The 26,616-nt window shown below is 47.3% G+C and carries 28 protein-coding genes; 20 read left to right on the top strand and 8 right to left on the bottom strand.

From position 1 onward, the window contains the following. Positions 1-15: 15 nt before the first annotated feature. Genes rfaF through LVQ76_RS19340 form a run of 5 tightly spaced genes read left to right on the top strand, consistent with a single transcriptional unit; the run spans position 16 to position 5,286 of the window. Entirely contained in the window at positions 16-1,065 is a 1,050-nt protein-coding gene (gene rfaF / locus LVQ76_RS19320; protein ID WP_151995386.1) for an ADP-heptose--LPS heptosyltransferase RfaF, read from the top strand. Beyond that, complete coding sequence (rfaC, locus tag LVQ76_RS19325) at positions 1,065-2,042, top strand: lipopolysaccharide heptosyltransferase RfaC (RefSeq protein WP_232866000.1); 978 nt, start codon at positions 1,065-1,067, stop codon at positions 2,040-2,042. The genes rfaF and rfaC overlap by 1 nt, the downstream gene beginning before the upstream one ends. 6 nt (positions 2,043-2,048) lie before the next feature. Beyond that, the gene (locus LVQ76_RS19330; RefSeq protein ID WP_232922287.1) at positions 2,049-3,134 is read left to right on the top strand and encodes a glycosyltransferase family 9 protein; all 1,086 of its coding nucleotides are present in this window, start codon (positions 2,049-2,051) and stop codon (positions 3,132-3,134) included. A gap of 35 nt (positions 3,135-3,169) precedes the next feature. Beyond that, positions 3,170-4,084: a glycosyltransferase family 2 protein gene (locus tag LVQ76_RS19335; protein ID WP_232922288.1), complete on the top strand. Its 915-nt coding sequence runs from the start codon at positions 3,170-3,172 to the stop codon at positions 4,082-4,084. After that, positions 4,078-5,286 carry an O-antigen ligase family protein gene (locus LVQ76_RS19340; protein ID WP_232922289.1) on the top strand — a complete coding sequence of 403 codons (1,209 nt, stop codon included), beginning with the start codon at positions 4,078-4,080 and terminating at the stop codon, positions 5,284-5,286. Before LVQ76_RS19335 ends, LVQ76_RS19340 begins: the two co-directional genes overlap by 7 nt. Positions 5,287-5,307: 21 nt before the next feature. Here LVQ76_RS19340 and LVQ76_RS19345 read toward each other — a convergent pair whose 3' ends face one another. Then, positions 5,308-6,267, bottom strand: coding sequence for a polysaccharide deacetylase family protein (locus LVQ76_RS19345; protein ID WP_232922290.1), 960 nt, complete (start codon positions 6,265-6,267; stop codon positions 5,308-5,310). A 159-nt stretch (positions 6,268-6,426) separates the two neighbouring features. Here LVQ76_RS19345 and rfaQ point away from each other — a divergent pair, with 159 nt between their 5' ends. The 7 genes from rfaQ to coaD all read left to right on the top strand — a co-directional run bounded on the left by rfaQ (position 6,427) and on the right by coaD (position 13,455). Beyond that, complete coding sequence (gene rfaQ, locus LVQ76_RS19350; protein WP_370639866.1) at positions 6,427-7,503, top strand: putative lipopolysaccharide heptosyltransferase III; 1,077 nt, start codon at positions 6,427-6,429, stop codon at positions 7,501-7,503. Continuing rightward, positions 7,500-8,627, top strand: coding sequence for a glycosyltransferase family 4 protein (locus tag LVQ76_RS19355; protein WP_232922291.1), 1,128 nt, complete (start codon positions 7,500-7,502; stop codon positions 8,625-8,627). Before rfaQ ends, LVQ76_RS19355 begins: the two co-directional genes overlap by 4 nt. Positions 8,628-8,630: 3 nt before the next feature. Continuing rightward, the gene (locus tag LVQ76_RS19360; RefSeq protein ID WP_232922300.1) at positions 8,631-9,731 is read left to right on the top strand and encodes a glycosyltransferase; all 1,101 of its coding nucleotides are present in this window, start codon (positions 8,631-8,633) and stop codon (positions 9,729-9,731) included. 20 nt (positions 9,732-9,751) lie between these two features. After that, on the top strand, positions 9,752-10,753 hold the full coding sequence (locus tag LVQ76_RS19365) for a glycosyltransferase (RefSeq protein ID WP_232922292.1): 1,002 nt from the start codon (positions 9,752-9,754) through the stop codon (positions 10,751-10,753). Positions 10,754-10,919: 166 nt separating this feature from the next. Beyond that, positions 10,920-12,194, top strand: coding sequence for a lipid IV(A) 3-deoxy-D-manno-octulosonic acid transferase (waaA, locus tag LVQ76_RS19370; RefSeq protein WP_034461461.1), 1,275 nt, complete (start codon positions 10,920-10,922; stop codon positions 12,192-12,194). After that, positions 12,194-12,970: a glycosyltransferase family 2 protein gene (locus tag LVQ76_RS19375; protein WP_232922293.1), complete on the top strand. Its 777-nt coding sequence runs from the start codon at positions 12,194-12,196 to the stop codon at positions 12,968-12,970. The genes waaA and LVQ76_RS19375 overlap by 1 nt, the downstream gene beginning before the upstream one ends. Next, positions 12,967-13,455 carry a pantetheine-phosphate adenylyltransferase gene (gene coaD, locus LVQ76_RS19380; protein ID WP_232905333.1) on the top strand — a complete coding sequence of 163 codons (489 nt, stop codon included), beginning with the start codon at positions 12,967-12,969 and terminating at the stop codon, positions 13,453-13,455. Before LVQ76_RS19375 ends, coaD begins: the two co-directional genes overlap by 4 nt. A 116-nt stretch (positions 13,456-13,571) precedes the next feature. On the opposite strand, the gene mutM is transcribed toward coaD, so the two are convergent. The 4 genes from mutM to radC form a co-directional block, all read right to left on the bottom strand. Beyond that, positions 13,572-14,381 carry a bifunctional DNA-formamidopyrimidine glycosylase/DNA-(apurinic or apyrimidinic site) lyase gene (mutM, locus tag LVQ76_RS19385; protein WP_232922294.1) on the bottom strand — a complete coding sequence of 270 codons (810 nt, stop codon included), beginning with the start codon at positions 14,379-14,381 and terminating at the stop codon, positions 13,572-13,574. A gap of 72 nt (positions 14,382-14,453) precedes the next feature. Further along, on the bottom strand, positions 14,454-14,621 hold the full coding sequence (gene rpmG, locus LVQ76_RS19390; protein ID WP_002208990.1) for a 50S ribosomal protein L33: 168 nt from the start codon (positions 14,619-14,621) through the stop codon (positions 14,454-14,456). 13 nt (positions 14,622-14,634) lie between these two features. Continuing rightward, entirely contained in the window at positions 14,635-14,871 is a 237-nt protein-coding gene (gene rpmB, locus LVQ76_RS19395) for a 50S ribosomal protein L28 (RefSeq protein ID WP_034461465.1), read from the bottom strand. A 216-nt stretch (positions 14,872-15,087) separates the two neighbouring features. Continuing rightward, on the bottom strand, positions 15,088-15,765 hold the full coding sequence (gene radC, locus LVQ76_RS19400) for a RadC family protein (RefSeq protein ID WP_151995399.1): 678 nt from the start codon (positions 15,763-15,765) through the stop codon (positions 15,088-15,090). A gap of 164 nt (positions 15,766-15,929) precedes the next feature. Between radC and coaBC the strand changes: the two genes are divergently transcribed. From coaBC to slmA, 3 genes are all read left to right on the top strand, one after another. Continuing rightward, the gene (coaBC, locus tag LVQ76_RS19405) at positions 15,930-17,141 is read left to right on the top strand and encodes a bifunctional phosphopantothenoylcysteine decarboxylase/phosphopantothenate--cysteine ligase CoaBC (protein WP_232905368.1); all 1,212 of its coding nucleotides are present in this window, start codon (positions 15,930-15,932) and stop codon (positions 17,139-17,141) included. Next, positions 17,119-17,577, top strand: a complete 459-nt coding sequence (dut, locus tag LVQ76_RS19410; RefSeq protein WP_064514998.1) for a dUTP diphosphatase — start codon at positions 17,119-17,121, stop codon at positions 17,575-17,577. The genes coaBC and dut overlap by 23 nt, the downstream gene beginning before the upstream one ends. 120 nt (positions 17,578-17,697) lie before the next feature. Then, positions 17,698-18,294, top strand: coding sequence for a nucleoid occlusion factor SlmA (slmA, locus tag LVQ76_RS19415; protein WP_151995400.1), 597 nt, complete (start codon positions 17,698-17,700; stop codon positions 18,292-18,294). Positions 18,295-18,324: 30 nt separating this feature from the next. On the opposite strand, the gene pyrE is transcribed toward slmA, so the two are convergent. Together pyrE and rph are read right to left on the bottom strand one after the other, a co-directional pair. Then, complete coding sequence (gene pyrE, locus LVQ76_RS19420; protein ID WP_151995401.1) at positions 18,325-18,966, bottom strand: orotate phosphoribosyltransferase; 642 nt, start codon at positions 18,964-18,966, stop codon at positions 18,325-18,327. A gap of 57 nt (positions 18,967-19,023) precedes the next feature. Next, positions 19,024-19,740 (bottom strand): ribonuclease PH, encoded by a 717-nt coding sequence (gene rph / locus LVQ76_RS19425; RefSeq protein WP_034461471.1) that lies wholly within the window; start codon positions 19,738-19,740, stop codon positions 19,024-19,026. A gap of 124 nt (positions 19,741-19,864) precedes the next feature. Between rph and LVQ76_RS19430 the strand changes: the two genes are divergently transcribed. Beyond that, on the top strand, positions 19,865-20,728 hold the full coding sequence (locus tag LVQ76_RS19430) for a YicC/YloC family endoribonuclease (protein ID WP_151995402.1): 864 nt from the start codon (positions 19,865-19,867) through the stop codon (positions 20,726-20,728). Positions 20,729-20,964: 236 nt separating this feature from the next. Next, positions 20,965-21,582 carry a trimeric intracellular cation channel family protein gene (locus LVQ76_RS19435; RefSeq protein ID WP_232865988.1) on the top strand — a complete coding sequence of 206 codons (618 nt, stop codon included), beginning with the start codon at positions 20,965-20,967 and terminating at the stop codon, positions 21,580-21,582. Here the strand turns inward: LVQ76_RS19435 and ligB are convergent. Next, on the bottom strand, positions 21,576-23,273 hold the full coding sequence (gene ligB, locus LVQ76_RS19440; RefSeq protein WP_232922295.1) for an NAD-dependent DNA ligase LigB: 1,698 nt from the start codon (positions 23,271-23,273) through the stop codon (positions 21,576-21,578). The genes LVQ76_RS19435 and ligB overlap by 7 nt on opposite strands. 256 nt (positions 23,274-23,529) lie before the next feature. Here ligB and gmk point away from each other — a divergent pair, with 256 nt between their 5' ends. From gmk to spoT, 3 genes are read left to right on the top strand one after another with little or no spacing between them, the layout of a single operon-like run. After that, complete coding sequence (gene gmk, locus LVQ76_RS19445) at positions 23,530-24,153, top strand: guanylate kinase (protein ID WP_034461475.1); 624 nt, start codon at positions 23,530-23,532, stop codon at positions 24,151-24,153. A gap of 54 nt (positions 24,154-24,207) precedes the next feature. Continuing rightward, complete coding sequence (gene rpoZ / locus LVQ76_RS19450; RefSeq protein WP_034461476.1) at positions 24,208-24,483, top strand: DNA-directed RNA polymerase subunit omega; 276 nt, start codon at positions 24,208-24,210, stop codon at positions 24,481-24,483. Between the two features lie 18 nt (positions 24,484-24,501). Next, positions 24,502-26,613: a bifunctional GTP diphosphokinase/guanosine-3',5'-bis pyrophosphate 3'-pyrophosphohydrolase gene (spoT, locus tag LVQ76_RS19455; protein WP_134187697.1), complete on the top strand. Its 2,112-nt coding sequence runs from the start codon at positions 24,502-24,504 to the stop codon at positions 26,611-26,613. The last annotated feature ends 3 nt before the right edge of the window (positions 26,614-26,616 follow it).

Below are 26,616 nucleotides of genomic sequence, written 5' to 3' on the forward strand. Positions count from 1 at the left end.
CAGGTAGCCTGACGCATGAAAATACTGGTGATTGGCCCGTCATGGGTGGGCGACATGATGATGTCGCAAAGTCTCTATCGCACGCTCAAGGCGCGCTATCCCCAGGCAATCATTGATGTGATGGCACCGGCATGGTGCCGTCCATTACTGTCACGTATGCCAGAAGTTAACGAAGCGTTGGCGATGCCACTTGGGCATGGCGCTCTGGAGATTGGCGAACGTCGCCGTCTTGGACACGCCCTGCGTGCTAAACGTTACGATCAAGCCTATGTGCTGCCAAACTCATTCAAATCTGCACTGGTTCCTTTCTTTGCCAATATCCCACAACGTACCGGCTGGCGCGGTGAAATGCGCTACGGATTGCTCAACGACGCTCGCGTGCTGGATAAGCAAGCCTGGCCATTAATGGTCGAGCGTTACGTTGCGTTAGCCTATGAGAAAGGGGTAATGCAGTCGGCTAAAGATCTCCCCCAGCCGTTGCTATGGCCTAAGTTGCAAGTTAACGAAAGCGAAAAGCTCCAGACGACTGCTGCATTTAGCCTCGATGCCAAACGCCCGATTATTGGTTTCTGCCCTGGTGCTGAATTTGGTCCGGCGAAACGCTGGCCGCATTATCACTACGCAACCCTTGCTGGCAAACTCATTGATGATGGCTATCAAGTTGTGTTGTTTGGTTCGGCAAAAGATAAAGAAGCCGGGAATGATATTGTTGCCGCATTAACCACGCAGCAGCAGGCTTATTGCCGTAATCTGGCGGGAGATACTGAACTCGAGCAAGCCGTCATTTTGATTGCCGCTTGCCAGGCTGTGGTCACCAACGATTCCGGTTTAATGCACGTTGCCGCAGCGCTCAATCGCCCACTTGTTGCGTTGTATGGTCCAAGCAGTCCAGACTTTACCCCACCGTTATCGCATAAAGCGCGAGTCATTCGCCTGATTAGCGGCTATCACAAAGTGCGTAAAGGCGACGCCGCAGAAGGCTACCATCAAAGTTTGATTGATATTACTCCTGAGCGAGTCATGGAAGAGCTTGCAGCCTTGCTGCTAGCGGAGAACGAAGCGTAATGCGGGTATTAATCGTCAAAACATCGTCAATGGGCGATGTGCTGCATACTTTGCCTGCGCTGACTGACGCAATGAACGCCATTCCTGGTATCCGCTTCGATTGGGTAGTAGAAGAAGGCTTTGCACAAATCCCCACCTGGCATCCGGCTGTCGATAAAGTTCTTCCAGTGGCGATTCGTCGCTGGCGTAAAAGCTGGTTTTCAACTGCAGTGAAAGCCGAGCGTGCGGCATTCTATCAAGCGCTACGTGTTGAGAATTACGATCTCATCGTTGATGCTCAGGGACTAATAAAGAGCGCAGCTCTGGTGACTCGTAAAGCCCGCGGGACAAAACATGGTATGGACTGGAATAGCGCCCGTGAACCGTTAGCCAGCCTCTTCTACAATCACCGGCATTCAATCGCGAAACAGCAACATGCTGTGGAACGTACACGTGAGTTATTTGCCAAAAGTATTGGTTATCAGAAGCCTGAAAAACAAGGCGACTATGCAATAGCCCGGCATTTTCTGGCTACCGCGCCGTCAGATATGGGGGAATATATGATTTTCCTTCATGCCACCACACGCGATGAAAAACACTGGCCGGAATCACACTGGCGAGATCTTATTCAATTAATGCACAATACTGGCTTACGTATTAAACTCCCGTGGGGCGCAAATCACGAGCACGAACGGGCAATTCGTTTAGCTGAAGGATTTGATAATGTTGAAGTGTTGCCACGTCTGTCCCTTGAACAGGTAGCCAAACAACTTGCCGGAGCCAGAGCTGTTGTCTCCGTCGATACCGGATTAAGTCATCTGACCGCCGCATTAGGTCAGCCAAACATCACATTGTATGGCCCAACCGATCCGGGTTTAATTGGTGGCTACGGTGAAAATCAACATGAAATCAGGGGCGCAGGAAAAAGTATGGCTAACATCACCGCTGTAGACACATTTACCGCACTCCAGAAAATTAGCCACTTAAAGACAGAATAACGATTAATGAGCTATCTAATCCTCTTTATCCTCTTTCTTCCGTTCAAATTGATCGGAAAACTGTTTTATAAAAAAACAGGCCGGAACTTACTCATTCAAACGGCAAAAATAGGCGATTTCGTCAACGTAACGCCCTTGCTCGCCCATCTGAAGCATAGTGATGTTTTGATCAGCAAAACCGTTCTTCCTTTGGCTAAGCATGATGAAACTATCGATACCATTTTCTTGATTGAAGAACATAAAAAGAGCCTATGGCGCAAGTTTCGCCTGGCTTTCAAATTTATGAATCGCTACGAAAATGTTTACTTGTTACATCCAAATAGTACGAATCTTTTCTTTGCATCCGTCTGCAATGCGAAGAACAAACAGTACCTGTCGACTTACACGCGTCGCTGGTATCAAGCTCCGCTTTACTTTACAGCTACTGGTACTGTTGAACACAGCAAAGACCAATTAACTGTCGACGATTACCTTAAGCTCGCTGATCGTAACCTGAGCTGGCGTAATGTTCCTAAGCATGCAACCCGGCCATTAAGAAAGCCTGAATCCTACCCAATATCGCTTGATAAACAAAACGTTATCAAAATTGGCCTGAGTATATCTGCAGGAAACAAGTCAAAAACTATTCCTGCCGTAGTATGGAAAAAAGTATTTGATGCGTTAGGTGACCTAAATTGTATTTACTATGTTTTCGGTCCTCAAAGCGAACAAGTATGGCTCGATGACTTGCATCGTGAAGTCGGAGTACGACAAAATATTGTGAGTCTGATTGGCGAATTACCTTTGGAAGACGTCCCTTTTGCCATCAGTAAAATGGATTTCTATATTGCATCAGACTCTGGAAATGTTTATATAGCAGATGCAGTTGGTGTCCCTATTGTTCTCATTTATGGCCCGTGCTGCATTGAAGAGCAGCGTCCGTTAGGCAACGTTCTGTTGATTGGTCACAAAGAGTATGAAAAATCATATATCTTTGAAGCCCCTTACTATTTTGATCGCTCAAGAGAAGAGATGTTTGCATTGAGTGATGATGATCTTGAAAGAATAAATAATTTCATCCGTAACAATGTCAATGAAACTACCAGAAGATAACTCAATTCTGCTTTTTGCTATTAATGAGTAGGTATATGGCCACCCTCCCTTTTCTAAGCATAATTATTGCAGCACATAATTGTGAAAAAACCATCGATGCTACATTTGATAGCCTTATCAACGCGCTAGGCCCTGCGATAAGTGAATCTGAGATAATTATCATTGACGATGGTTCAGAAGACTCCACTGCCAAGAAAATTTCGGCTTTCGCCGAAAAATTCTCCCAAGTTATCATCTCTTCAGTAAATTATAAAAATATTGGGAAAGTTCGCCAACATGGTGTTTCCTTGTCACAAGGTAAATACATCACAATGTTGGATAGTGATGATATCATCAAGGCCAAAACTTTAACGCCCATCTTTAATTTTTTAAATGATGTCAAACCTGACATGCTTCTCACCCGTTTACACGAAATTCGTGATCTTAATAAAATAAATCACCAGTGGTCGGGTTTAAATCCTGAAAAAATATCTCAGAATGAAGCTATAACTCGTTTTCTTATTCATAAAGATCTTCAAGCTCACCTTATTGGTCAATTTATTAAACGTGATATTTATCTTGAAAATGAAATTCCTTCGATGACATGCTATGAGGATTTTTATATTTTCCCTAAAATGTTGACGCAAGCGATAAACATTTATTTTCAGTTTGACAGCCATTATTACTATATAAAAAGGCAAGGTAGTTTATCTACCTCATTGGATCAGGATAAAATAAAAAATCTACTCATATGTACGATTAAGATGGAAGATGATTTACCAGTGAAATTCCGTCATCTTATATTGTGCCACTGGCTAGATATCTATCTGAAATACTATGATTCTTTGATAGAAAATGATCATCGAGCTATTGTTAAAAAACATGTAGTTATGACTCATTCATTTGGTTTTTTCCTAAACCGCCATGTTCGATTCAGTTATAAGAGAAAAGCTTTGAGTACATTATGGTAAAATTAAAATCTCGCATTTACGTTTCGGTTTTTATTTTTGCAGCTCTTTCGGTCGCATTCGCATTACTCAGTAACGGAAGGCAAAAGGATTTTTACTACATAGCAGTCTATTTGAGCATCATTGGCATAATCATTGAGCGGAAAAACCTCACCTTTAACAAATTTAACATTGCCTATCCGATAATGCTAATCGGTGTTGTAAAATTAATCTGGTTCTTATGGCTTGGTAAAGATGCAAATGGCTACAATACTTACAGCGATCAGTTTGGAGCAGGCAAAAAATTATTACTTGGCGGTGTGTTAGTTTTTTATATCACTCAATTCAGCCATTATATTCGAGCGATAAATTATAAAAACGTCATGCTTGCCATAATTGGCATTGCTTTTGTTTCAGCATCTTGCTATGCATTTTGGCAATCCTGGAACGGGATGGGACGGGCTGAAATGGCAATTAACAGAGCAACGATTTCTGCATATGTTTATTCAACGCTGAGCATTATTTTTGTTTATCTATTATATATTCAGAAAAAACCTTCATGCTATATTATAGCCGCATTAAGCATTGTTTTATCATTTATAGTTGTCATTTTAACCGGCACTCGTGCAGCAATTATTCTTCATTTGCTAATCATCGCAATGATGACGGTTTATTACTTTAAAAAACTTCACTTTAAGTCAACATTAATTGTATTAGTTATCGCACTACTTGCCAGTGTTGCTCTCTACAAAAACTACATTCACCCGAAAATACAACAAACATATAATGAAGTAACACTCTACCAGGAAGGTAAGGATAACACTTCTCTCGGTGCCCGCTTCTCTATGTGGACGGTTGGTTTAAACAACTTTGTTAACGCCCCATTTGGGCAATCTATGGAATCTCGATTTAATTACTCAGCGCAATATGTCTCAAAAAACCCTCAATATAAATCCACAATGGAATTTATCAACGTACATCTTCACGATGAAACGATTGAAACATTATCGCTGCAAGGGATATTTGGTGGGTTAACATTGTTGTGGTTCTATGTGAGTATATCCTGGGTAGCAATCCGCGACCGCAATACACCATTGTTATTTACATTGAACTGTTTAGCGGCATACGGTTTAAGTGATGTTTTACTTTTAAGCTCAGAAGCTGTTTTATTTTACATCGCTCTAATTGGAATCTGTGGAATTAAACTTCCCGAAAAACGCATTTAGAGAGAACGAAAAAGCCGGATTTTATCCGGCTTTTTTTGCGTCATAATACTCAGCCAGTGTCATCCCCACCGTTCTTTCAGCAAGCCAGGAAAATAACGTCTCTAAATCCTGATATAACTGCTCGATATCAGCTTCATTTTTAAATGTAGGGCTACCACCCGGCATAAACTCCGAGGAATGGAGCATAAACTCCACGTAGTCATTACCCTCAGCTAATGTTTTTTCCGCAACCGCTATCATTTGTGCGGCGTTACCACCCGATGGGCGCAACCAATTAACGGAAGGACTACGATATTTCCCACGAAGCCGGTCATAGCTTTGTTTAAAGCTATTCATTAACGGGCTGTGCTTATATTGAATGCTCATTGGGACTTCGAGCAGCGTAGAGTTACCGGACTGGCTAATATTTTCCAGATCCATGAAATAAGCCAGGGTTGGGAAATGTTGATAATTCGCTCCACCATTGCCTGTTGGCGCACCCTTAGCATTTCGCCAGTTAACCCTTGGGGTCACTGAACAATCCACCTTATAACCCAGCTCCACCAAAAGTTTGGCGTAACGACTATCAAATGCCCAACGACCTGCACGATGGCTGATCATTTTTGTGCCGAAAGTTTCTTCCAATAGAGTGGTCATATAAACCACCTTCTCGCGTAGGACCTCATCAGGATACTCAATCAGATAAGGCTGCCAGCGCCAGTCATCACCGGTTAAATCATAATCCGGTGGGCTATTCCATGCATGCAAGTGCATGCCAACTTCACCCTGGCCACGAGCAATTACATCCTTAGCAAATTCGATGTAATCAGGGTCGATAGCCATTTCATAATTTGTCAGCCAAACCGGTTTAAAACCATATTTCTCACACAATGCCTGGAAACGAGGTAAAAAACGGGCATTCTCAGTTTTGATTTGCCGGTGGTTTTGCCACAGATTATCGCCTTCGGTATCAATAGTAATGATGAATGCTGGTTTAGTCATTTCCGTCTCTGAGCTAACACGAGGTTTACATCATGTTACGCAGCCTGTCTGATTAGGGCAAACCGCTTACGTTCAAATTTCTGACTTCTGAGCACAAATGTAGCAACCATACTCAAGGTCTATTAGAATCACCCTCTGGTTGATCACCTAAAGATGATAATGAATAACGCCTTGAATTCTCTCGCAAGCGAGCCACCTGCTCGCATTCTACTGATAAAGTTGCGCCATCATGGTGACATGCTGCTCACCACCCCAGTGATCAACTCATTACATCAGGCATGGCCACAGGCAGAAATTGATGTCCTGCTATATGAAGAAACGCGCGATATGCTAGCGGCTCATCCGTTCATTCATCGTATTTATGGCATTGACCGTAAGTGGCGAAAACTCGGTACTCGCCAGCATTTATGCAAAGAATGGCAGTTACTCAAAACGCTGCGCGAGCAAAAATATAATCTGGTTATCAACCTTGCCGATCAGTGGCGTAGCGCCATTGTGACTCGTTTCACTGGCGCCCCTTCACGTATCGGTTTCGATTTCAATAAACGTCGCGGGTGGTTCTGGCGCAATTGCCATACGCAGCTTGCATCGGTAGCCCACCATCAGACTCTGCATACCGTTGAACAAAACTTATCCATCCTTGCTCCGCTTGGTATCTCTGAATGTCGCAGTGTGACAATGAGTTACCAGCCTGAAGACTGGCAAACCGTGCAAACTACGTTGCAAAGCAAAGGTGTGGAAGGTTCATTTATCGTGGTGCAGCCTACATCCCGCTGGTTCTTCAAATGCTGGGATGAGAGCAAAATGGCGCAAACTATCACAGCGCTACAAAATGACGGCCATACTCTTATTTTGACTTCCGGTCCCGATAAGAATGAAAAAGCGATGATTGAGAAAATCCGCGCATTCTGCCCTCCAGAACGCATTCATTCCCTGGCTGGTGAATTAACGCTGCGACAATTAGCTGCGCTCATCGATCATGCTCGTTTGTTTATTGGCGTTGATTCTGTACCTATGCATATGGCGGCTGCGTTAAGAACGCCCTGCATCGCATTATTTGGCCCGTCAAAATTGACGTTCTGGAGCCCGTGGGATGTCGTCGGTGATGTTATCTGGGCTGGTAACTTCGGTGAGCTTCCCGATCCAGACAAGATTGATACCAATACGAAAGAACGTTATCTCGATGCCATTCCGGTTGATGTCGTTGTGGCCGCCGCAAGGAAACAGTTGTTATGAAGCACTGCCGTCTGGCAATCGTCCGCCAAAAATATCGCCCGGATGGAGGTGCCGAGCGTTTCGTTTCACGTGCACTTGAAGCATTAAGTGCCCATGACATGGAACTCAACGTTATCACCCGGCAGTGGGAAGGCGAACGCCAGGATAACTGGCATATTCATATATGTGACCCAATGAAGCTTGGTCGAATCAGCCGTGAAAAAGGCTTTGCTGATGCGGCCAGGAAACTTTGGCAACGTGAAAATTTCGATATTGTTCAGAGTCATGAGCGCATCGCAGGGTGTGATATTTATCGGGCTGGTGATGGCGTTCATCGCCGCTGGTTAATGCAGCGAGCCAGAATTTTACCGGCATGGCGTGGAAAGTGGTTGTTTATGGACAGATACCACCGCTATGTCATGCAAGCTGAAAGGGCTATGTACCAGGCTCCTGAGCTAAAAGCCGTAATCTGCAATGCGGAAATGGTGAAGCAAGAAATCATCGAAGATTTCTCTATACCTGCTAACAAGATACATGTCATCTATAATGCTATTGACTCCTCCCGCTTCGTTTCAGCAAATGAAGAATTGAGAGCTAAGTTACGGAATGAAATGACCATCCCGCAAAATGCGGTGGCGCTGGTTTTTGTAGGATCGGGATTTGAGCGCAAAGGGCTTGCCAGTGCGATAAGAGCCATCGCGGGCACAGATCGCTATCTTGTCGTTGTCGGACAGGATAAAGCCGATAAACAGTACCAAGAACTGGCACAATCGTTGGGATGCCAGAACCGAGTGCGGTTTATGGGGATGCAGAAAAACACACTACCTTTCTATCAAGCTGTTGATGGACTATTACTGCCAACGCTATATGATCCATTCCCTAATGTGATACTTGAAGCAATGGCATGTGGTTTACCGGTTATTACTTCACACACCTGTGGTGGTGCTGAATTTATTACAACCGGACAAAATGGATACGTTTGTGATGCACTCGATATCCCACGATTGTCAGAAGCGGTAATGGCAATACCATCGCGCTTTGTTGATGAAAGTATGGGGATGTTTGCTCGTGAACGAGTCAAGGATGCGACACCGGAAAAACTTTCACAGCAACTTATTTCGCTGTATCAAAACATACTGGATTAGATGATGCGTATCCTAATGGTTATTGATGGTTTACCTGGCGGCGGTGCTGAAAAAACCGTTCTAACCCTATCGCAAGGTTTGGTGGGCATGGGCCATCAGGTTTCCGTATTTTCTCTGCGCCGTGTCTGTGACTATGAAATCCCTGAAGGTGTTGATTATCAGGTCATTCTGGATACCTGCAAAAAACCCTGGCGCAAGCTAACTGAACTATCTCGCCGTGCAGCTCTGCTCGATAGCGCAGTTGAACAAGCGCAGAAAAAAGGGAAATTTGACCTCATCTTTTCGCATCTGCATAAAACCGATCGCATTGTTGCCCACACAAAATTTATACCGCGTGAAAAGCTCTGGTATTGCGTGCATGGCATGTTCTCCTTCTCGTATCTCCAACATCGCCATGGCTTCTCCCGTTGGTTAAAACGTAAAAAAATTCAAAGTGTTTACCAGAACAGTAACGTCGTCGCCGTCTCTAAAGCGGTGCTGCAAGATATTACTCAGGGTTTCGACATCACGCTTTCCCGCAGCTCCGTGATACATAACCCATTCGACATTGACGGAATTCATTTACGTGCGAAAGAGCCATGTGAGATGGTGGGGCAGGACTATCTCATTCATGTTGGGCGTTTCCATGAGCATAAGCGCCATGATCGACTCATCAATGCCTATGCACTTAGTGAGATTCAAGCTCCATTAGTCTTGATGGGTAGTGGTAGTGAAGAACGCATTACCGAAATTAAAGCAATGGCTTCCGCCGCGGGCGTTGCCGACCGCGTCATTATCAAATCATTCGTTCCCAATCCTTATCCGTGGATTGCCAATGCACGCATGCTGTTGTTGAGCTCAGATTGCGAAGGGTTTGGTAACGTATTAGTGGAAGCTCTGATTTGCCAGACACCAGCAGTCAGTACTCGCTGCCCGGGTGGGCCTGCAGAAATTCTCACAGAGGGACTGGCACGTGGCCTTTCAGGTATGACTGCTCAGGAACTTGCGAATACCATGCTGGATATTTATAACAATCCACCGATTATCGATTCCACGAAGATTGAGTCTTATAGCATTGGTGCCATCTGCCAGCAGTACTTGTCGCTGGCGGCAGAAGAAAGATAACGAAATTTTCAGGTAATTTTATGCCACAAAACCTACGTCCACTTCTTAGCGTTGTCGTTGCTGTTTATAACGGCGAACTTTTCTTGGCCAAATTTTTTGCCTGCCTTGAAGCTCAGAACATCAATAACATGGAAGTCATTATGGTGAACGATGGTTCAACCGATGGCTCGATGGCTATAATTGAAGCATGGCGCAGCAAATTCCCCGGCATGAAAGTTCTGGAGCAGGAAAACCAAGGCGTTTCTATTGCACGTAATACAGGACTTGCAGTGGCTACAGGCCAATACCTTTCCTTCCCGGATATTGATGACGACTTTAAACCTGGTATGTACCGCCATCTTCTTGATTTAGCGCTGAAAAACAACCTGGATGTTGTCACCTGCAATGGTAATTACGTCTATGAAAATAATAAGAAACCTTCACGCCCAATTTTCCCGCAGGACAAACTTCAGTCTACTGATGTACTGACCGGCCCACAGTGGCTAAAGCGCGCTCTCGATTCACGCAAGTTTCTGCATGTCACGTGGCTGAATCTTTATCGCCATGATTTTATTCGTGAACATGGATTTACGTTTGAACCTGGTTTGCGCCATCAGGACATTCCGTGGACAACAGAAGTGTTACTGGCCGCAGAACGTGTTCAATATACTGACGAGCAATACTACGATTACTACATTCATTCAGCCTCGGTTTCCCACAAACCCGATACTGATGACACGCTCATCCGCTCCGCTCGCCACTATATGAAAATTCTGGAGATGCTGGATGCTATTAACCAGCGCTATCCCGAAGCCGTCAAAAACATTCCAGCCTGCAACTGGCAAATTGCAAAAGAAGGCCTTGGAATACTGCATACTTTCAATAGCATGAAAGATCCGCATAAAAAGAAGATGATCATCCAGGAGTTTTTTGATCGCGGTATCTGGCGCCTTATCTGGAAAAATGCCCGCGGCTTCCGCCTGCGCTGGCGCTTGGGGCGTCGTTATCTAAAACTAAAGAAAGCAACACGAGTACCTGGTTGAGAAGCATTTCTTTTACGGGTAGTGCTTACTACCCGTCATTTTTGCAACACGACACAAACTGCTCCGAATACTAAGCAATGCCTTCGTGAAGTTACCAAAACAATAGCTTTAAGCTTCCCGAATGCTTAGAATTTGCCCGCCGATAATGAAAATACGGAAAATTCGCTTGGAATCGTTGTATACCGCACTGTTCTATCTTATTCAGCCAATTGTATGGCTGCGACTATTACTCCGTAGCCGTAAAGCTCCCGCGTATCGTAAACGCTGGGCGGAACGCTACGGTTATTGCCGTGGAAAAGTGGAGCCCGATGGTATTCTTCTGCATTCAGTTTCCGTAGGTGAGACACTGGCGGCAATTCCGTTAGTGCGAGCCCTACGCCATCGTTACCCAACGATTCCGATTACCGTCACCACGATGACCCCTACCGGCTCTGAACGTGCTCAGTCGGCGTTTGGGCAAAACGTACATCACGTCTATTTGCCTTACGATCTCCCCTGCGCCATGAAGCGCTTTTTCAACACCGTGCGCCCGAAATTGGTCATCGTGATGGAAACCGAGCTGTGGCCAAACATGATCAACGAATTACATAAACGTAAAATCCCGTTGGTTATTGCCAATGCCCGTCTCTCTGCCCGTTCGGCAAATGGATATAAAAAGCTGGGTAATTTCACTCGTCGCCTGATGAGCAAAATCACGCTTATTGCTGCGCAAAATGAAGAAGATGGCGGCCGTTTCATCGAACTAGGATTGAAACGCTCGCAACTGACTGTTACCGGCAGCCTGAAATTTGATATCTCTGTGACTCCAGAGCTTGCCGCACGCGCGATTACGCTACGCCGCCAATGGGCTCCACATCGCAAAGTCTGGATTGCTACCAGCACCCATGATGGCGAAGAGAGCATTATTCTTGATGCGCACCGCCAGTTGCTGGCCAAATTCCCTGATTTATTACTCATTCTTGTCCCACGCCACCCGGAACGTTTTAAAGACGCACGGGATATGGCTCAGAAAGCTGGTTTCAGTTACATCATGCGCAGCAGCGGAGAAAAACCGTCCAACAGCACGCAAGTGGTGATTGGCGATACGATGGGTGAACTGATGATGCTGTACGGGATTGCCGATCTCGCCTTTGTTGGTGGCAGCCTGGTTGAGCGTGGAGGCCATAATCCGCTGGAACCTTCTGCTCATGCAATTCCGGTCTTAATGGGCCCGCACACCTTCAATTTCAAAGATATATGCGCCAGATTGCAGAATGCTGATGGGCTGATTACCGTCACCGATGCCAACTCACTGGTCAATGAAATCACCACGTTGCTGACTGATGAAGATTATCGTCTTTACTACGGTCGCCATGCAGTTGAAGTGCTTCACCAGAATCAAGGCGCACTGCAGCGCTTGCTACAATTACTGCAACCGTATCTGCCACAACGGAGCCATTAATGCCCAATCGTTTGTCCGTCGTGATGATCGCTAAAAATGCGGCAGACGTATTGCCAGAATGCCTGGCTTCAGTCTCCTGGGCAGATGAGGTGGTGTTACTGGATTCAGGAAGTACCGATTCTACCGTCGAGATAGCCCTTCAGGCAGGTGCAAAGGTTTTCATTAATGAAGACTGGCAGGGTTTTGGCAAACAACGTCAGCTCGCACAGAGCTACGCCAGCCACGATTATATTTTGATGATCGATACCGATGAGCGCGTCACACCCGAACTGGCCAGCACACTCCAAGCGGTACTAGAAAACCCTCAGCCAGATACTGTTTACAGCATTGCACGCCGCAACCTGTTCCTCGGGCGCTTTATGCGCCACAGCGGCTGGTATCCCGATCGTGTGACTCGCCTCTATGCCCGTTCGCGCTATAGCTATAATGACAATCAGGTTCATGAATCTCTCGAAGCACCCGGAGCAAAAGTTGTCCCACTTAAAGGGGATTTGCTCCATTTGACCTGCCGTGATTTCGCAAGCTTCCAACGCAAACAGTTAAATTATGCGACCGCGTGGGCGCAAGAGCGTCATCAACGCGGCAAACGAGTCTCCATTGCAGGTATTTTCGGTCACACCTTCGGGGCATTTTGTAAAACTCTGTTGTTACGTGCTGGTTTTCTCGATGGGAAGCAGGGCTGGTTACTTGCGGTCGTCAATGCACAATATACGTTTAACAAGTACGCTGAACTCTGGGCACTGAATCAAAGCTACACGGAAAACAAACCACTATGACCACCCGAGCGATTTACCCAGGCACATTTGATCCCATTACCAATGGTCATCTGGACATAGTGACTCGCGGTGCGATGATGTTCGATACCTTAATTCTGGCTATCGCTAACAGCCCGCATAAAAAAACCCTCTTCACACTGGAAGAAAGAGTTCAGCTCGCTCAGGGGGTTACGGCGCATTTGCCTAATGTAGAAGTTGTCGGATTTAGCGACCTGATGGCGAATTTTGCGAAGACCCAGCAGGCGAATGTCCTGGTCCGCGGGCTACGCACAGCAGCAGATTTTGAATATGAGATGCAGCTGGCTCATATGAACCGTCATTTAATGCCAGAGCTTGAAAGCGTATTCCTGATGCCCTCGAAAGAGTGGTCTTTTGTCTCTTCATCGCTGGTAAAAGAAGTCGCCCGCCATCATGGTGATGTCGCTCATTTCCTGCCGAAAGCAGTTTGCAAAGCGTTACTGAAAAAAATGAACCAGCCCCAATAGCATTCGAGTTGCAGGTAGGCGGCAAGGAAGCTAATCCCCAGTCACTTACTCTAGTAAGTGACTGGGGTTAGCGAGCGCAGCAAACACCCCTGCGGCTTGAAGGATGATGGGGATAATTAATTTTGGCAATGGCGGCAATAAAAAGTACTGCGCTGCCCATGCTTGCTGATAATAATTGGCGCACCACAAACCCTGCATGGTTCACCTGCCCGTCCGTAAACCTGTAATTCCTGAGCGAAATACCCCGGCTTACCATCAGACTGAAGAAAATCTTTTAGCGTCGTCCCACCTTGTTCTATCGAACGAAGCAGCACCGTTTTTATCGTTTTAACCAGTAAATCACATTCTATTTGAGACAATGACTGCGCAGCTCTGTCCGGATGGATCCCCGCAGCAAACAGCGATTCACTGGCGTAAATGTTACCCACTCCCACCACCAGCTTGTTATCCATTAGCCACGGCTTAATGGCGATTTTCTTTTTCGCGGATTTTTCACGCAGATAATCAGCCGAAAACTCGTCGCTCAGTGGTTCTGGGCCAAGATGCGCCAGCACATTGCTACCTTCCAGCTCCTTCGCCCACAGCCATGCACCGAAACGGCGCGGATCGGTATAACGCAGGACTTTGCCATTGCTCATCACCAAATCGACATGGTCATGTTTTTCAGCGGGATAATCTTCAGGAAGAATGCGCAGGCTACCCGACATGCCAAGATGGATAATAATCCAGCCATCGGGAAGTTCGAGCAGCAGGTACTTAGCGCGACGCTGCACACTTAAAACGGGTTTATCACTCAGAGCATGGATTTCATCGGAGACAGGCCAACGCAGTCGACCATTACGCACGACAGCATGCAAGATGGTTTCACCAACCAGATGCGGCTCTATACCACGTCGGCTGGTTTCTACTTCAGGTAACTCAGGCATCAATCCTCCACACTCAAAGTCCTAAAACAAAAAAACCCCGCCGAAGCGAGGTTTTCATCAAAGATACTAAAATTATTTAATTTTAGCTTCTTTGTACAGTACGTGTTGACGGACAACTGGATCGAATTTTTTCAATTCCAATTTTTCCGGCTTAGTACGCTTGTTCTTCGTGGTGGTATAGAAGTGACCAGTACCAGCAGAAGAAACCAGCTTGATCTTCTCGCGAACACCTTTAGCCATGACTTAGTTCCTCTTAGTACTTCTCGCCACGGGTACGCATATCGGCCAAGACCGTTTCGATACCCTTCTTATCAATTACACGCATACCTTTAGCAGATACACGCAGTGTGACAAAACGCTTCTCGCTCTCAACCCAAAAACGGTGAGAGTGCAGGTTCGGCAGGAAACGGCGTTTGGTCGCGTTCATTGCGTGGGAACGGTTATTACCGGTCACCGGACGCTTGCCAGTAACTTGGCAGACTCGGGACATGTCTATTCTCCAAAAATCAAATTAGCTCGAGCTTCGTATAGGGTTATGGCGCCTCGTCAGGCCGCAAGCCTGGTCCCTGGCGGTTCAATGTGAACCACAGTGCCAGGCGCATAATGCCAAAACCCGAGATTCTCAAAGGTGGCGTAGTATACGCTGCCTAACGCATGTGCTCAAGTCCCGAACAGACAAAGATCCCCAAGGATCGCGCAATTCGTCTTAAATCCACCCACGTTCGGCAAAAGAAACGTACTCTCCACGGCCAATAACAAGATGATCGAGCACTCGAATTTCCATAAACAGGCAAGCTTTTACGATACGTTCAGTAATAACACGATCAGCTTTACTCGGTTCTGCTCGACCAGACGGGTGATTATGCGCGAGTATTAGCGCCGCTGCATTGGATTTCATCGCTTCACGCACAATTTCTCTCGGATGAACCTCAACATGGTTCAATGTTCCCGAAAACATAGGGCAATGTTTAATCACCCGATGCTGATTATCTAAAAAAATAACCATAAAGATCTCACGCTCTGCTGTGGTCAGTTGGCTTTGGATGAAATCCCTTACGGAATCAGGCCCCTTGAGCGTTAATTCCTCAACACCACGAGAATAGTAATAACGCCTCGCAAGCTCAGCAATGGCATTCAACTGGGTGTATTTCGCGCTCCCAATACCTTTCACATCTTTGAATTGCGAATAATCAGCCGACAGCAGCCGACTTAACGAGCCAAACTGATGTAGCAAGCTTTGCGCAAATGCCATGACATTCATATTCCTGCATCCAGTGCGTAAGAAAAGCGCCAGTAACTCCACATCAGATAATGCGCTAGCCCCAAACTTTAAAAGCTTTTCCCGCGGCATATCCGCTTTGTCTTGCCTCAATGACTCATCCATCAGAACCTCCCTGCCCTTCGTTATCACTATTTAGCACAACTCAAGCAACGCATACGACACGCAGATATTCTCCATGCGGGATGTCTCGCAAACTGCAAAAAGTCGATACCGAATGAGTGTGGTAAAATATTCAGATGACTGTGACTTCTGGTGGAAAAATCATGATTGGGCTTGCTGGCAAAAAAATTGTTCTGGGTGTGAGTGGTGGTATCGCTGCTTACAAAACGCCAGAACTGGTACGCCGTCTGCGCGAACGCGGCGCTGAGGTGCGGGTAGTAATGACTGAGGCCGCCAAAGCCTTTATTACGCCACTGAGTTTACAAGCCGTGTCAGGTTATCCTGTGTCAGATAGCTTGTTAGATCCCGCAGCAGAAGCGGCTATGGGGCATATCGAATTAGGCAAATGGGCTGATTTAGTTATTCTTGCGCCGGCGACAGCTGATTTAATTGCCCGCATTACCGCAGGGATGGCAAATGACCTGGTGAGCACGATTTGCCTTGCGACACCCGCACCCGTTGCCGTTTTGCCAGCCATGAACCAACAAATGTATCGGGCAACAGCAACTCAGCACAATCTTGAGGTTTTATCTACGCGCGGCCTATTGATCTGGGGGCCCGATAGCGGCAGCCAGGCCTGTGGCGATATAGGTCCTGGCCGTATGCTTGACCCCTTAGCGATTGTTGAGATGGCAGCGCAACATTTTACTGTCATCAAAGATCTGCAACATCTTAATGTCATGATTACCGCAGGCCCAACTCGTGAACGCCTGGACCCGGTGCGTTACATCACCAACGATAGCTCAGGGAAAATGGGCTACGCAATTGCAGCTGCTGCTGCTGCACGTGGTGCAAATGTGACATTAATTTCCGGCCCTGTTTCTTTGCCAACTCCACCATGGGTAAAACGCATTGATGTCACCACGGCCCTCGAAATGGAAGCCACGGTTCAACAACATGTCCAGGGGCAGCAAATTTTTGTTGGCTGTGCGGCTGTTGCAGACTATCGTGCCGCCGCCGTTGCTGAAGAAAAAATCAAAAAGCAAGGCGATGAAATCACAATAAAAATGATAAAAAACCCGGATATTGTCGCCGGTGTCGCAGCACTTTTAACTCATCGTCCTTATGTTGTTGGGTTTGCCGCCGAAACAAATAATGTGGAAGAATACGCCAGGCAAAAACGCGTGAGTAAAAACCTCGATCTGATTTGTGCGAACGATGTTTCACAAGAAGGTCAGGGATTTAACAGCGAAAACAATGCATTGCACCTTTTCTGGCAGGATGGAGATAAAGTCTTACCTCTTGAGCGTAAGGAACTCCTTGGCCATCTTTTACTGAACGAGATAGTTACCCGTTATGATGAAAAAAATCGACGTTAAGATTCTGGACCCACGCGTTGGCCAACAGTTCCCACTGCCGACTTATGCAACTTCCGGCTCCGCAGGTCTTGACCTACGTGCCTGTCTGGATGAGGCCGTAGAGCTTGCTCCTGGTGTCACCAAGCTTATTCCAACCGGGCTGGCTATCCATATCGCCGATCCATCTCTGGCGGCAGTCATTCTGCCTCGTTCAGGACTTGGTCATAAGCATGGCGTAGTGTTAGGCAACCTTGTCGGGCTGATAGACTCCGATTACCAGGGTCAGTTAATGGTTTCCGTGTGGAACCGTGGACAAGACCACTTCACCATCGAACCCGGCGAACGCATTGCACAAATGGTGTTTGTGCCTGTCGTTCAGGCTGAATTCAATTTGGTAGAAGATTTCGACTCTAGTGACCGAGGCGAAGGCGGTTTCGGCCATTCTGGTCGCCAGTAACTTCGTTTATAAACGTAACCCCACAGCGTAAAAAATGTGAAAAAACCGCAAACTTTAAGTTTGCGAGCGCTGTGTGGCTACTTGCCTGACAAGTGTGTTATTTCAGGGGTATTTTAGAACATGGCAGAAAAACAAACCGCGAAACGGAATCGTCGCGAAGAAATACTTCAGTCTCTGGCCCAAATGCTTGAATCCAGTGATGGAAGCCAACGAATCACAACTGCCAAGCTCGCGGCGGCTGTTGGCGTTTCCGAAGCTGCACTTTATCGACATTTTCCTAGTAAAACGAAAATGTTCGATAGTCTTATCGAGTTTATTGAAGACAGCCTAATTACCCGTATCAATCTCATTTTGAAAGATGAGAAAGACACACACTCTCGGTTACGTTTGATTGTTCTACTGATTCTCGGGTTTGGCGAACGCAACCCTGGACTTACACGTATTCTCACCGGCCATGCGCTGATGTTTGAACAAGACCGCCTGCAAGGCCGCATCAACCAGCTCTTTGAACGTATTGAAGTACAATTGCGTCAGGTGATGCGAGAAAAGAAGATGCGTGAAGGCGAAGGGTTTGTTACCGATGAATCGCTGCTGGCAAGCCAACTTCTGGCATTTTGCGAAGGGACATTGTCGCGTTTTGTACGTAGCGAATTCCGCTATCTACCTACCGATGATTTTGATACCCGATGGCCACTGGTTGCCTCCCAGCTTCAGTAATTGAAAAGGGCCTTTTAAAGGCCCTTTTTCTTACACACCGTACTGAGTACGGTATTCCTGCACAGCCGCTAAATGCACAGCCATCTCAGGTTTTTCTTCAAGGTATTCAACCAAGTCTTTCAGAGTGATGATTGAAATCACTTTGCACTGGTAATCACGCTCAACTTCCTGAATCGCTGATATCTCACCACGGCCACGTTCCTGGCGGTCCAGAGAAATTAGCACGCCAGCCAGTGATGCATTATTAGCGGCAATAATTTCCATGGACTCACGGATTGCGGTACCTGCGGTGATTACATCATCCACCAGCATTACACGCCCTTGCAGCGCGCTACCAACCAGATTGCCACCTTCACCATGGTCTTTGGCTTCTTTGCGATTAAAGCAATATGGCAGATCAAGCTCATGATGTTCGGCCAACGCAACGGCGGTAGTCGTCGCGATTGGAATCCCTTTGTAAGCCGGCCCAAACAGCAAATCAAACTCAATTCCGGAATCCACTAACGCGGCAGCGTAAAAACGTCCCAATAGAGCCAGGTCGCGCCCGGTATTGAACAGCCCGGCATTGAAGAAATAAGGGCTGGTACGCCCGGATTTCAGCGTGAATTCGCCAAACTTAAGTACCTGCTTGTTAAGCGCAAACTCAATAAACTGGCGCTGATACGGTTTCATGGATTGGCTCCTCAGTAATTAAGACAAAAAAAAGGCGACTCTCAGAGTCGCCTAAAATCAATTTTCTAACGCCGCCTTCTGCGCCGTTACGATAGATTCAATTCCCCCTCGTGCCAGCGCCAGTAGCGCCAGTAGCTCTTCATGGGTGAACGGCTCGCCTTCAGCGGTGCCCTGAACCTCAATCATACGGCCATCTTCCATCATCACGACGTTCATGTCGGTTTCTGCGGCAGAATCTTCAACATATTCCAGATCGCAAACAGCAGCACCATTAACGATACCAACTGATACTGCAGCTACCATCCCTTTCATCGGGTTGGTTTTTAATTTACCTGCGGCCACCAGCTTGTTCAGTGCATCAGCCAGAGCAACACAAGCACCAGTGATTGAAGCTGTACGAGTACCACCGTCAGCCTGCAGAACATCACAGTCCAGCGTAATGGTGTATTCACCCAGAACTTTCAAATCGACTGCTGCGCGAAGCGAGCGAGCAATCAGACGCTGAATTTCAAGAGTACGACCGCCTTGCTTACCTTTTGCTGCTTCACGGAAGTTACGAGTATGCGTTGCACGAGGCAGCATCCCGTATTCTGCTGTGATCCAGCCCTGGCCCTGGCCTTTCAGAAAACGCGGAACGCCTTCTTCAACAGTGGCGGTGCAAAGTACTTTAGTGTCGCCGAACTCGACCAGCACGGAGCCTTCTGCGTGTTTGGTGTAATTACGAGTCAGGGTGACTGGACGCACTTGTTCGGCGCTACGACCTGATGGACGCATGGGTTATCTCCGGGCTAAAACGAATGTGGCTGCGCATTATACGGACTTCACTCGCTTATTCCTATCCTGGAAGTCCAGGCATGGCTATAATCCCCACATCTATTACGCAATACGGTTACGAAATATGATCCGCAGTATGACCGCCTATGCCCGACGTGAAGTAAAAGGCGAATGGGGCAGCGCCTCCTGGGAGTTACGTTCGGTAAACCAACGCTATCTCGAAACTTATATTCGTATGCCGGAACAGTTCCGCAGCCTCGAACCAGTGGCTCGCGAGCGTATCCGCACCCGCTTAACGCGTGGAAAAATCGAATGTAACCTGCGTTTCGAACCTGATGCTCGCTCTCAAAGCTCTTTGCTGCTCAATGAAAAACTGGCTAAACAGCTAGTTGAAGCAGCTAACTGGGTGAAAATGCAGAGTGACGAAGGCGAAATCAATCCGGTTGATATTCTGCGCTGGCCAGGCGTGATGTCGGCTCAGGAACAAGATCTTGATGCCATCACCGCTGAAATTCTTGCAGCCCTTGATGGCGCACTGGATGACTTCATTATTGCTCGTGAAACCGAAGGCGAAGCTCTGAAGGCGATGATTGAGCAACGCCTGCAAGGCGTGAGCGCTGAGGTCGTCAATGTTCGTGCACAGATGCCTGAAGTTTTAAAATGGCAGCGTGAACGCCTGGTGGCAAAACTGGAAGATGCACAAGTTCAGCTTGAGAATAACCGTCTGGAGCAAGAACTTGTGCTGATGGCTCAGCGTGTCGACGTTGCTGAAGAGCTGGATCGCCTGGAAGCGCACGTCAAAGAGACATACAACATTCTTAAGAAAAAAGAAGCTGTTGGCCGTCGCCTCGACTTTATGATGCAAGAATTCAACCGCGAGTCGAATACTCTGGCATCAAAATCTATCAATTCAGATGTCACCAATTCAGCGATTGAATTGAAAGTGCTGATTGAACAGATGCGTGAGCAGATCCAGAACATCGAGTGATGTTCACATTGCCTTTCTAAGCCCGCACTATGCGGGCTTTTACCATCCAGGCAACCTTAAGCATCAATTTAAGTAATCCACTTCACATAGATAAAGCACAGAAAACCCCTACCTTTCTGCTATAAGAAACATTTATGCATTAGTAAATGTAATCAAAACCGCTTCGCTTTAAAAAAACTCAATCGTGACATTGTTCACAAAACGTTACCCTCTCAGCGTTTCCACTGGAGGTATCAATGCTATTACACATTCTTTATTTGGTCGGGATTACCGCCGAGGCAATGACCGGCGCACTCGCAGCAGGCCGCCGACGCATGGATACTTTCGGTGTCATCATTATTGCGACGGCTACTGCACTTGGTGGTGGGTCTGTGCGTGACATTCTGCTTGGGCACTACCCGTTAGGCTGGGTGAAACACCCTGAATACGTCGTGATTGTGGCCGTTGCAGCTGTACTCACCACGGTGTTTGCTCCTGTGATGCCTCATCTGCGTCGTCTTTTCCTGGTTCTCGACGCACTTGGGTTGGTTGTTTTCTCTATCATCGGTGCACAAATCGCATTGGATATGGGTGAAGGCCCAATCATCGCCATTATTGCAGCCGTAGTGACCGGCGTATTTGGTGGTGTCCTGCGTGATATGTTCTGTAAACGTATCCCACTGGTTTTCCAAAAGGAACTATATGCTGGCATAGCATTCGCCTCAGCAGTGCTCTATATCGTTTTGCAGCACTATGTTTCGAACCAGGACGTGGTGATCATTTCCACACTTATCTTCGGATTCACGGCACGTTTGCTGGCATTACGTCTGCGCCTTGGATTGCCTGTGTTCCACTACAAACATGCAGATCACTGATCAATAAATCCCCGAATTCCTTGCTGTGCCAGAAAAGCCGCTAGCGCAGCTATTTGGGGATGATTCACAAACTCCACCAGCTTTTTTGCCCTTATGGAACCGACTCCCGGCAGCTTTTGCCAACTAAGCTCATCCCTGGCAACCAAATGTGACCATTGTGAATCGGGCATTGTGGTGAGTACTGCTCTTGGTAGTGGCAAGCCAAATGCCAGCAGCCACTGCCTGAATGGTTGCTGTCGGGCTTGCGAGAATTGCTGCCATAAATGTGCCGTTCTGGCCACAGACACATTACCAATCTGAGACAAATCATTCTGAGTGACTGCCAACCAGGAAAAGATATGTTCCAGGTTGAGATTTTGTTGGAACTGCTGCCAGGAACGCACACTAACCCCGTTGATATTCAGTATTTCTGGAGAGCTTAACCACGTAAGACGAGCAATAAACTGCTCACGGCACCTGCTCTCAAAATAGAGGCAGCTCAGCGTCGTGTTCTTTTGTTCGGATGGTGGTTGCGGTTTATTACGCGGATTAACTCGCCACACAACCTCGTCAAAACGAGGAATTCCCTGCCCGGCAAGGCTCACCATTATCTGATCGCCTGCGACAATATCCAACGTCTGCCATTTTCTAACTGAACCGATATTTACTCGTTTAACGTGTTTATCATCAATTTGTAAGGGATGCAGATTAAGTACAACGGAGACTTTGCCCGTACGCCCCACAGCAAACTGAACGCTTTTAACTTCAGCAACTTGCTGTAATGGTGGATATTTCCATGCAACTACCCATGCAGCCTTTCCCGGAGCCCAGTACTTTCCCGTTGGTTCAACCCCTTCTCGGACAACCACGCCATCTGTCACAAAGGGTAATGGGGTCGTAAACCATGACTCGCGCAGCTTCGATATCTCATCCATAGAATTAACGGACTTTGACCAGGTTTTAGTCAGCGGGAAACCGGCCTGAGCCTGAGCAAGTACTTCCATTTTCTGGTTCATTTGCGTTGGCCCGTCGGGCCAGGCCCATATAAAGATCCCCAACTCTTTGAGTAAAGCAGGGTCACCCTTGCGCATCATAGCGCCAGCAGTTTTTCCTCGGGCGTTAATGCTGCCCATTGTTTTCTGTACGTGATTATCTCTTTTCCAGAAGATCTCACCCTGCAGCACACTATTGGCAAGTGGGCCGATAAGGGTTTGAGGGATGTCAGGAATCATTTTGGCTTTTACTGTCCAATCCTGCCCTTTTTCACCATCACCCCGGCTCAGAAGTTGAACGAGGCGACCCTGGCGATAAACCAATGTCACTGCCACACCATCCACTTTCGGCTGTACCCAGAGATCGGTTTTGCCTTTTACCCACAACGCAACGGCTGCTCTGTCGGGAAGTTTTTTAACGCCAGTATGAGCAACGGGATGAAGCGCTTTGCCGTGCGTGAATAATCCAGGCTGTTGAGGTTCTTCTGTTGGGCTAAAGCACCGCTGCCAATTATTGAACTGGTTACGTAGGCCATCGTATGTAGCATCACTGACGATACTAACACCTTGTTGATAATAGGCTTGATCCCATTCCCCAAGCTTTTCTTTCAATGTCGCCATCTCCTGCTGGGCTTGCTCAGAGGACCAGACCGGACATGATGCTGACGCCATTGCGCTGAACATCCCCAGCAACCCGATAAACTTTGTTATCCACCTCATATGACCCTCCGCGTAAAAGCAAAGAGAGATATAACGCTCAAAAACAAGCTGTGCGATTGGGTTTTAAAAAGGATGCGAGGGGCTTTCAGAGGTTTTTAATGTGTTGCAGTAATACGGCATGTTTTTTGGAAATCCTTGCGCAAAATGGCAGAAATATTGCTGGGGAGTGCGACAAATTCTCCGTGACACGTAGACGGCGTGTATAATAGGCCCGTATACGCACTTCTTTTTATGCTTACCGAATAAGTTAGAACTCATGGCTCAAGGCACGCTTTATATCGTTTCCGCCCCAAGTGGCGCGGGGAAATCCAGCCTCATCCAGGCTTTGTTAAAGACACAACCGCTGTATGACACGCAAGTTTCTATCTCCCATACCACTCGTGGTATTCGTCCGGGAGAGAAACATGGCGAGCACTATTTCTTTGTGGAAAAGGAAGAGTTTAAGCAGATGATTGCTGAAGACGCGTTCCTTGAACACGCGGAAGTGTTTGGTAATTACTACGGCACTTCACGCCATGCCATTGAGCAAGTTTTGGCAACAGGTGTAGATGTTTTTCTGGATATCGATTGGCAAGGTGCCAAGCAGATTCGTGAGAAAATGCCGCAAGCCCGCAGTATTTTTATTCTGCCACCGTCGAAAGACGAGTTAGACCGTCGCTTACGTGGCCGTGGGCAAGACAGTGAAGAAGTTATTACGAAGCGAATGGAGCAGGCTGTTGCAGAAATGAGCCATTACGCTGAATATGACTATTTAATCGTCAACGACGATTTTGACACCGCACTGTCAGATTTAAAAATTATCATTCGTGCCGAGCGTCTACGAATGGGTCGCCAAAAAGCGCGACATGACGCTTTAATCAGCAAACTATTGGCAGACTGAGCCCAGTTTCAGTATCATGCCCAGTCATTTCTTCATCTGTGGAGCATTTTAATTATGGCACGCGTAACTGTTCAGGACGCTGTTGAGAAAATTGGTAACCGTTTTGACCTGGTTCTGGTCGCCGCACGTCGCGCTCGTCAGATGCAAACTGGTGGTAAAGATCCACTAGTGCCTGAAGAAAACGATAAAACGACTGTAATCGCACTGCGCGAAATCGAAGAAGGGTTGATCACTAACCAGATTCTCGATGTTCGTGATCGCCAGGAACAGCAAGAGCAGGAAGCCGCAGAACTGCAGGCTGTTACCGCTATTGCTGAAGGTCGTCGTTAATTAGCCTGCGGGTAGCCCTTGTATCTGTTTGAAAGCCTGAATCAACTGATTCAACCATACTTGCCCGAGGAGCAGATAAAGCGACTTCGGCAAGCATACCTTGTTGCGCGTGATGCTCACGAGGGACAAGCACGTTCAAGCGGTGAACCCTATATCACCCATCCCGTAGCTGTAGCCTGCATTCTGGCCGAGATGAAACTCGACTATGAAACGTTAATGGCTGCACTATTGCATGATGTGATCGAAGACACCCCTGCCACCTACCAGGATATGGAACAACTGTTTGGCAAAAGCGTTGCCGAACTGGTGGAAGGGGTATCTAAGCTCGACAAGCTGAAATTCCGCGATAAGAAAGAAGCTCAGGCTGAAAACTTCCGCAAAATGATCATGGCGATGGTGCAAGACATCCGCGTCATTCTGATCAAACTCGCCGACCGTACGCATAACATGCGCACTCTCGGGGCTTTGCGCCCTGATAAGCGTCGCCGCATTGCTCGCGAAACCCTCGAAATTTACAGCCCTCTGGCACACCGTCTTGGTATTCATCATCTGAAAACCGAGTTGGAAGAGCTGGGCTTTGAAGCGCTATACCCGAACCGTTACCGCGTCATTAAAGAAGTGGTTAAAGCGGCACGCGGTAACCGCAAAGAGATGATTCAAAAAATCCTCTCTGAAATCGATGGTCGTTTGCAAGAAGCCGGTATTCCGTGCCGCGTCAGCGGTCGCGAAAAACACCTTTATTCCATTTACTGCAAAATGACGCTCAAAGAGCAGCGTTTCCACTCGATTATGGATATTTACGCCTTCCGCGTAATTGTTCACGACATGGATACCTGTTACCGCGTTCTTGGGCAGATGCATAGCCTATACAAGCCACGTCCGGGCCGGGTTAAAGACTATATCGCCATTCCAAAAGCGAACGGATATCAGTCACTGCATACTTCAATGATTGGCCCACACGGTGTGCCGGTTGAAGTGCAAATCCGTACTGAAGATATGGACCAGATGGCAGAAATGGGTGTTGCTGCTCACTGGGCTTATAAAGAGCAAGGTGAGAGTGGTACTACCGCGCAAATCCGTGCCCAACGCTGGATGCAGAGCTTGCTGGAGCTCCAGCAAAGCGCCGGTAGCTCATTTGAATTTATCGAGAGCGTAAAATCCGATCTGTTCCCGGATGAGATTTACGTTTTCACCCCGGAAGGGCGCATTGTCGAATTGCCGGCTGGTGCGACACCTGTCGATTTCGCCTATGCCGTACATACCGATATCGGCCACGCATGCGTTGGTGCTCGTGTCGACAGACAACCCTATCCGCTGTCTCAGTCGCTCAGTAGCGGCCAGACAATCGAAATCATTACCGCACCGGGCGCTCGCCCGAATGCCGCATGGTTGAATTTCGTTGTGAGCTCTAAAGCCCGCGCCAAAATTCGCCAGATGCTGAAAAACCTTAAACGTGATGACTCTGTTAGCCTCGGGCGCCGCCTGCTTAACCATGCGTTAGGTGGTAGCCGCAAGCTTGCCGAAGTTCCGCCAGAAAATATTCAACGAGAGCTTGAGCGCATGAAACTCGCCACGCTTGATGATTTGCTGGCTGAAATTGGCTTGGGTAACGCTATGAGTGTAGTTGTCGCGAAAAACCTGCAAGGTGAATCACAAGCGTCTTTACAGGCGAATGCTCTGCCGCATAGCCATCTGCCTATCAAAGGTGCAGACGGCGTGCTGATTACTTTTGCTAAGTGTTGCCGCCCAATTCCTGGCGACCCGATAGTAGCTCACGTTAGCCCTGGTAAAGGGTTGGTTATCCACCATGAGTCTTGCCGGAATATTCGTGGCTACCAGAAAGAAGCCGAGAAATTTATGGCGGTGGAATGGGATAAGGAAACTGAGCAAGAGTTCCTCACTGAAATCAAAGTAGATATGTTCAACCATCAGGGTGCGCTGGCAAATCTGACGGCTGCTATCAACACAGCAGGCTCGAATATCCACAGCCTGAATACCGAAGAAAAAGATGGTCGCGTCTATAGTGCGTTTATCCGTATGTCTGCCCGCGATCGTGTTCATCTGGCTAATATTATGCGCAAAATCCGCGTGATGCCGGATGTGATCAAAGTTACCCGCAACCGAAACTAGTGT

Origin of the sequence: Buttiauxella cochleicola (genome assembly GCF_021283185.1) — a bacterium.
In the GTDB taxonomy this organism is placed as follows: Bacteria; Pseudomonadota; Gammaproteobacteria; order Enterobacterales; family Enterobacteriaceae; genus Buttiauxella; species Buttiauxella massiliensis.

Excerpts from the sequence above, each read along its gene's own strand:
- ligB (WP_232922295.1), bottom strand. The coding sequence starts at position 23,273 with ATGAGGTGGATAACAAAGTTTATCGGGTTGCTGGGGATGTTCAGCGCA.
- rpoZ (WP_034461476.1), top strand. The coding sequence starts at position 24,208 with ATGGCACGCGTAACTGTTCAGGACGCTGTTGAGAAAATTGGTAACCGT.
- radC (WP_151995399.1), bottom strand. The coding sequence starts at position 15,765 with ATGGATGAGTCATTGAGGCAAGACAAAGCGGATATGCCGCGGGAAAAG.
- rfaF (WP_151995386.1), top strand. The coding sequence starts at position 16 with ATGAAAATACTGGTGATTGGCCCGTCATGGGTGGGCGACATGATGATG.
- LVQ76_RS19375 (WP_232922293.1), top strand. The coding sequence starts at position 12,194 with ATGCCCAATCGTTTGTCCGTCGTGATGATCGCTAAAAATGCGGCAGAC.
- LVQ76_RS19345 (WP_232922290.1), bottom strand. The coding sequence starts at position 6,267 with ATGACTAAACCAGCATTCATCATTACTATTGATACCGAAGGCGATAAT.
- mutM (WP_232922294.1), bottom strand. The coding sequence starts at position 14,381 with ATGCCTGAGTTACCTGAAGTAGAAACCAGCCGACGTGGTATAGAGCCG.
- gmk (WP_034461475.1), top strand. The coding sequence starts at position 23,530 with ATGGCTCAAGGCACGCTTTATATCGTTTCCGCCCCAAGTGGCGCGGGG.
- LVQ76_RS19340 (WP_232922289.1), top strand. The coding sequence starts at position 4,078 with ATGGTAAAATTAAAATCTCGCATTTACGTTTCGGTTTTTATTTTTGCA.
- coaD (WP_232905333.1), top strand. The coding sequence starts at position 12,967 with ATGACCACCCGAGCGATTTACCCAGGCACATTTGATCCCATTACCAAT.
- rph (WP_034461471.1), bottom strand. The coding sequence starts at position 19,740 with ATGCGTCCATCAGGTCGTAGCGCCGAACAAGTGCGTCCAGTCACCCTG.
- LVQ76_RS19355 (WP_232922291.1), top strand. The coding sequence starts at position 7,500 with ATGAAGCACTGCCGTCTGGCAATCGTCCGCCAAAAATATCGCCCGGAT.
- slmA (WP_151995400.1), top strand. The coding sequence starts at position 17,698 with ATGGCAGAAAAACAAACCGCGAAACGGAATCGTCGCGAAGAAATACTT.
- LVQ76_RS19335 (WP_232922288.1), top strand. The coding sequence starts at position 3,170 with ATGGCCACCCTCCCTTTTCTAAGCATAATTATTGCAGCACATAATTGT.
- LVQ76_RS19360 (WP_232922300.1), top strand. The coding sequence starts at position 8,631 with ATGCGTATCCTAATGGTTATTGATGGTTTACCTGGCGGCGGTGCTGAA.
- dut (WP_064514998.1), top strand. The coding sequence starts at position 17,119 with ATGATGAAAAAAATCGACGTTAAGATTCTGGACCCACGCGTTGGCCAA.
- pyrE (WP_151995401.1), bottom strand. The coding sequence starts at position 18,966 with ATGAAACCGTATCAGCGCCAGTTTATTGAGTTTGCGCTTAACAAGCAG.
- LVQ76_RS19435 (WP_232865988.1), top strand. The coding sequence starts at position 20,965 with ATGCTATTACACATTCTTTATTTGGTCGGGATTACCGCCGAGGCAATG.
- LVQ76_RS19330 (WP_232922287.1), top strand. The coding sequence starts at position 2,049 with ATGAGCTATCTAATCCTCTTTATCCTCTTTCTTCCGTTCAAATTGATC.
- rpmB (WP_034461465.1), bottom strand. The coding sequence starts at position 14,871 with ATGTCCCGAGTCTGCCAAGTTACTGGCAAGCGTCCGGTGACCGGTAAT.
- rfaC (WP_232866000.1), top strand. The coding sequence starts at position 1,065 with ATGCGGGTATTAATCGTCAAAACATCGTCAATGGGCGATGTGCTGCAT.
- rpmG (WP_002208990.1), bottom strand. The coding sequence starts at position 14,621 with ATGGCTAAAGGTGTTCGCGAGAAGATCAAGCTGGTTTCTTCTGCTGGT.
- LVQ76_RS19365 (WP_232922292.1), top strand. The coding sequence starts at position 9,752 with ATGCCACAAAACCTACGTCCACTTCTTAGCGTTGTCGTTGCTGTTTAT.
- LVQ76_RS19430 (WP_151995402.1), top strand. The coding sequence starts at position 19,865 with ATGATCCGCAGTATGACCGCCTATGCCCGACGTGAAGTAAAAGGCGAA.
- rfaQ (WP_370639866.1), top strand. The coding sequence starts at position 6,427 with ATGAATAACGCCTTGAATTCTCTCGCAAGCGAGCCACCTGCTCGCATT.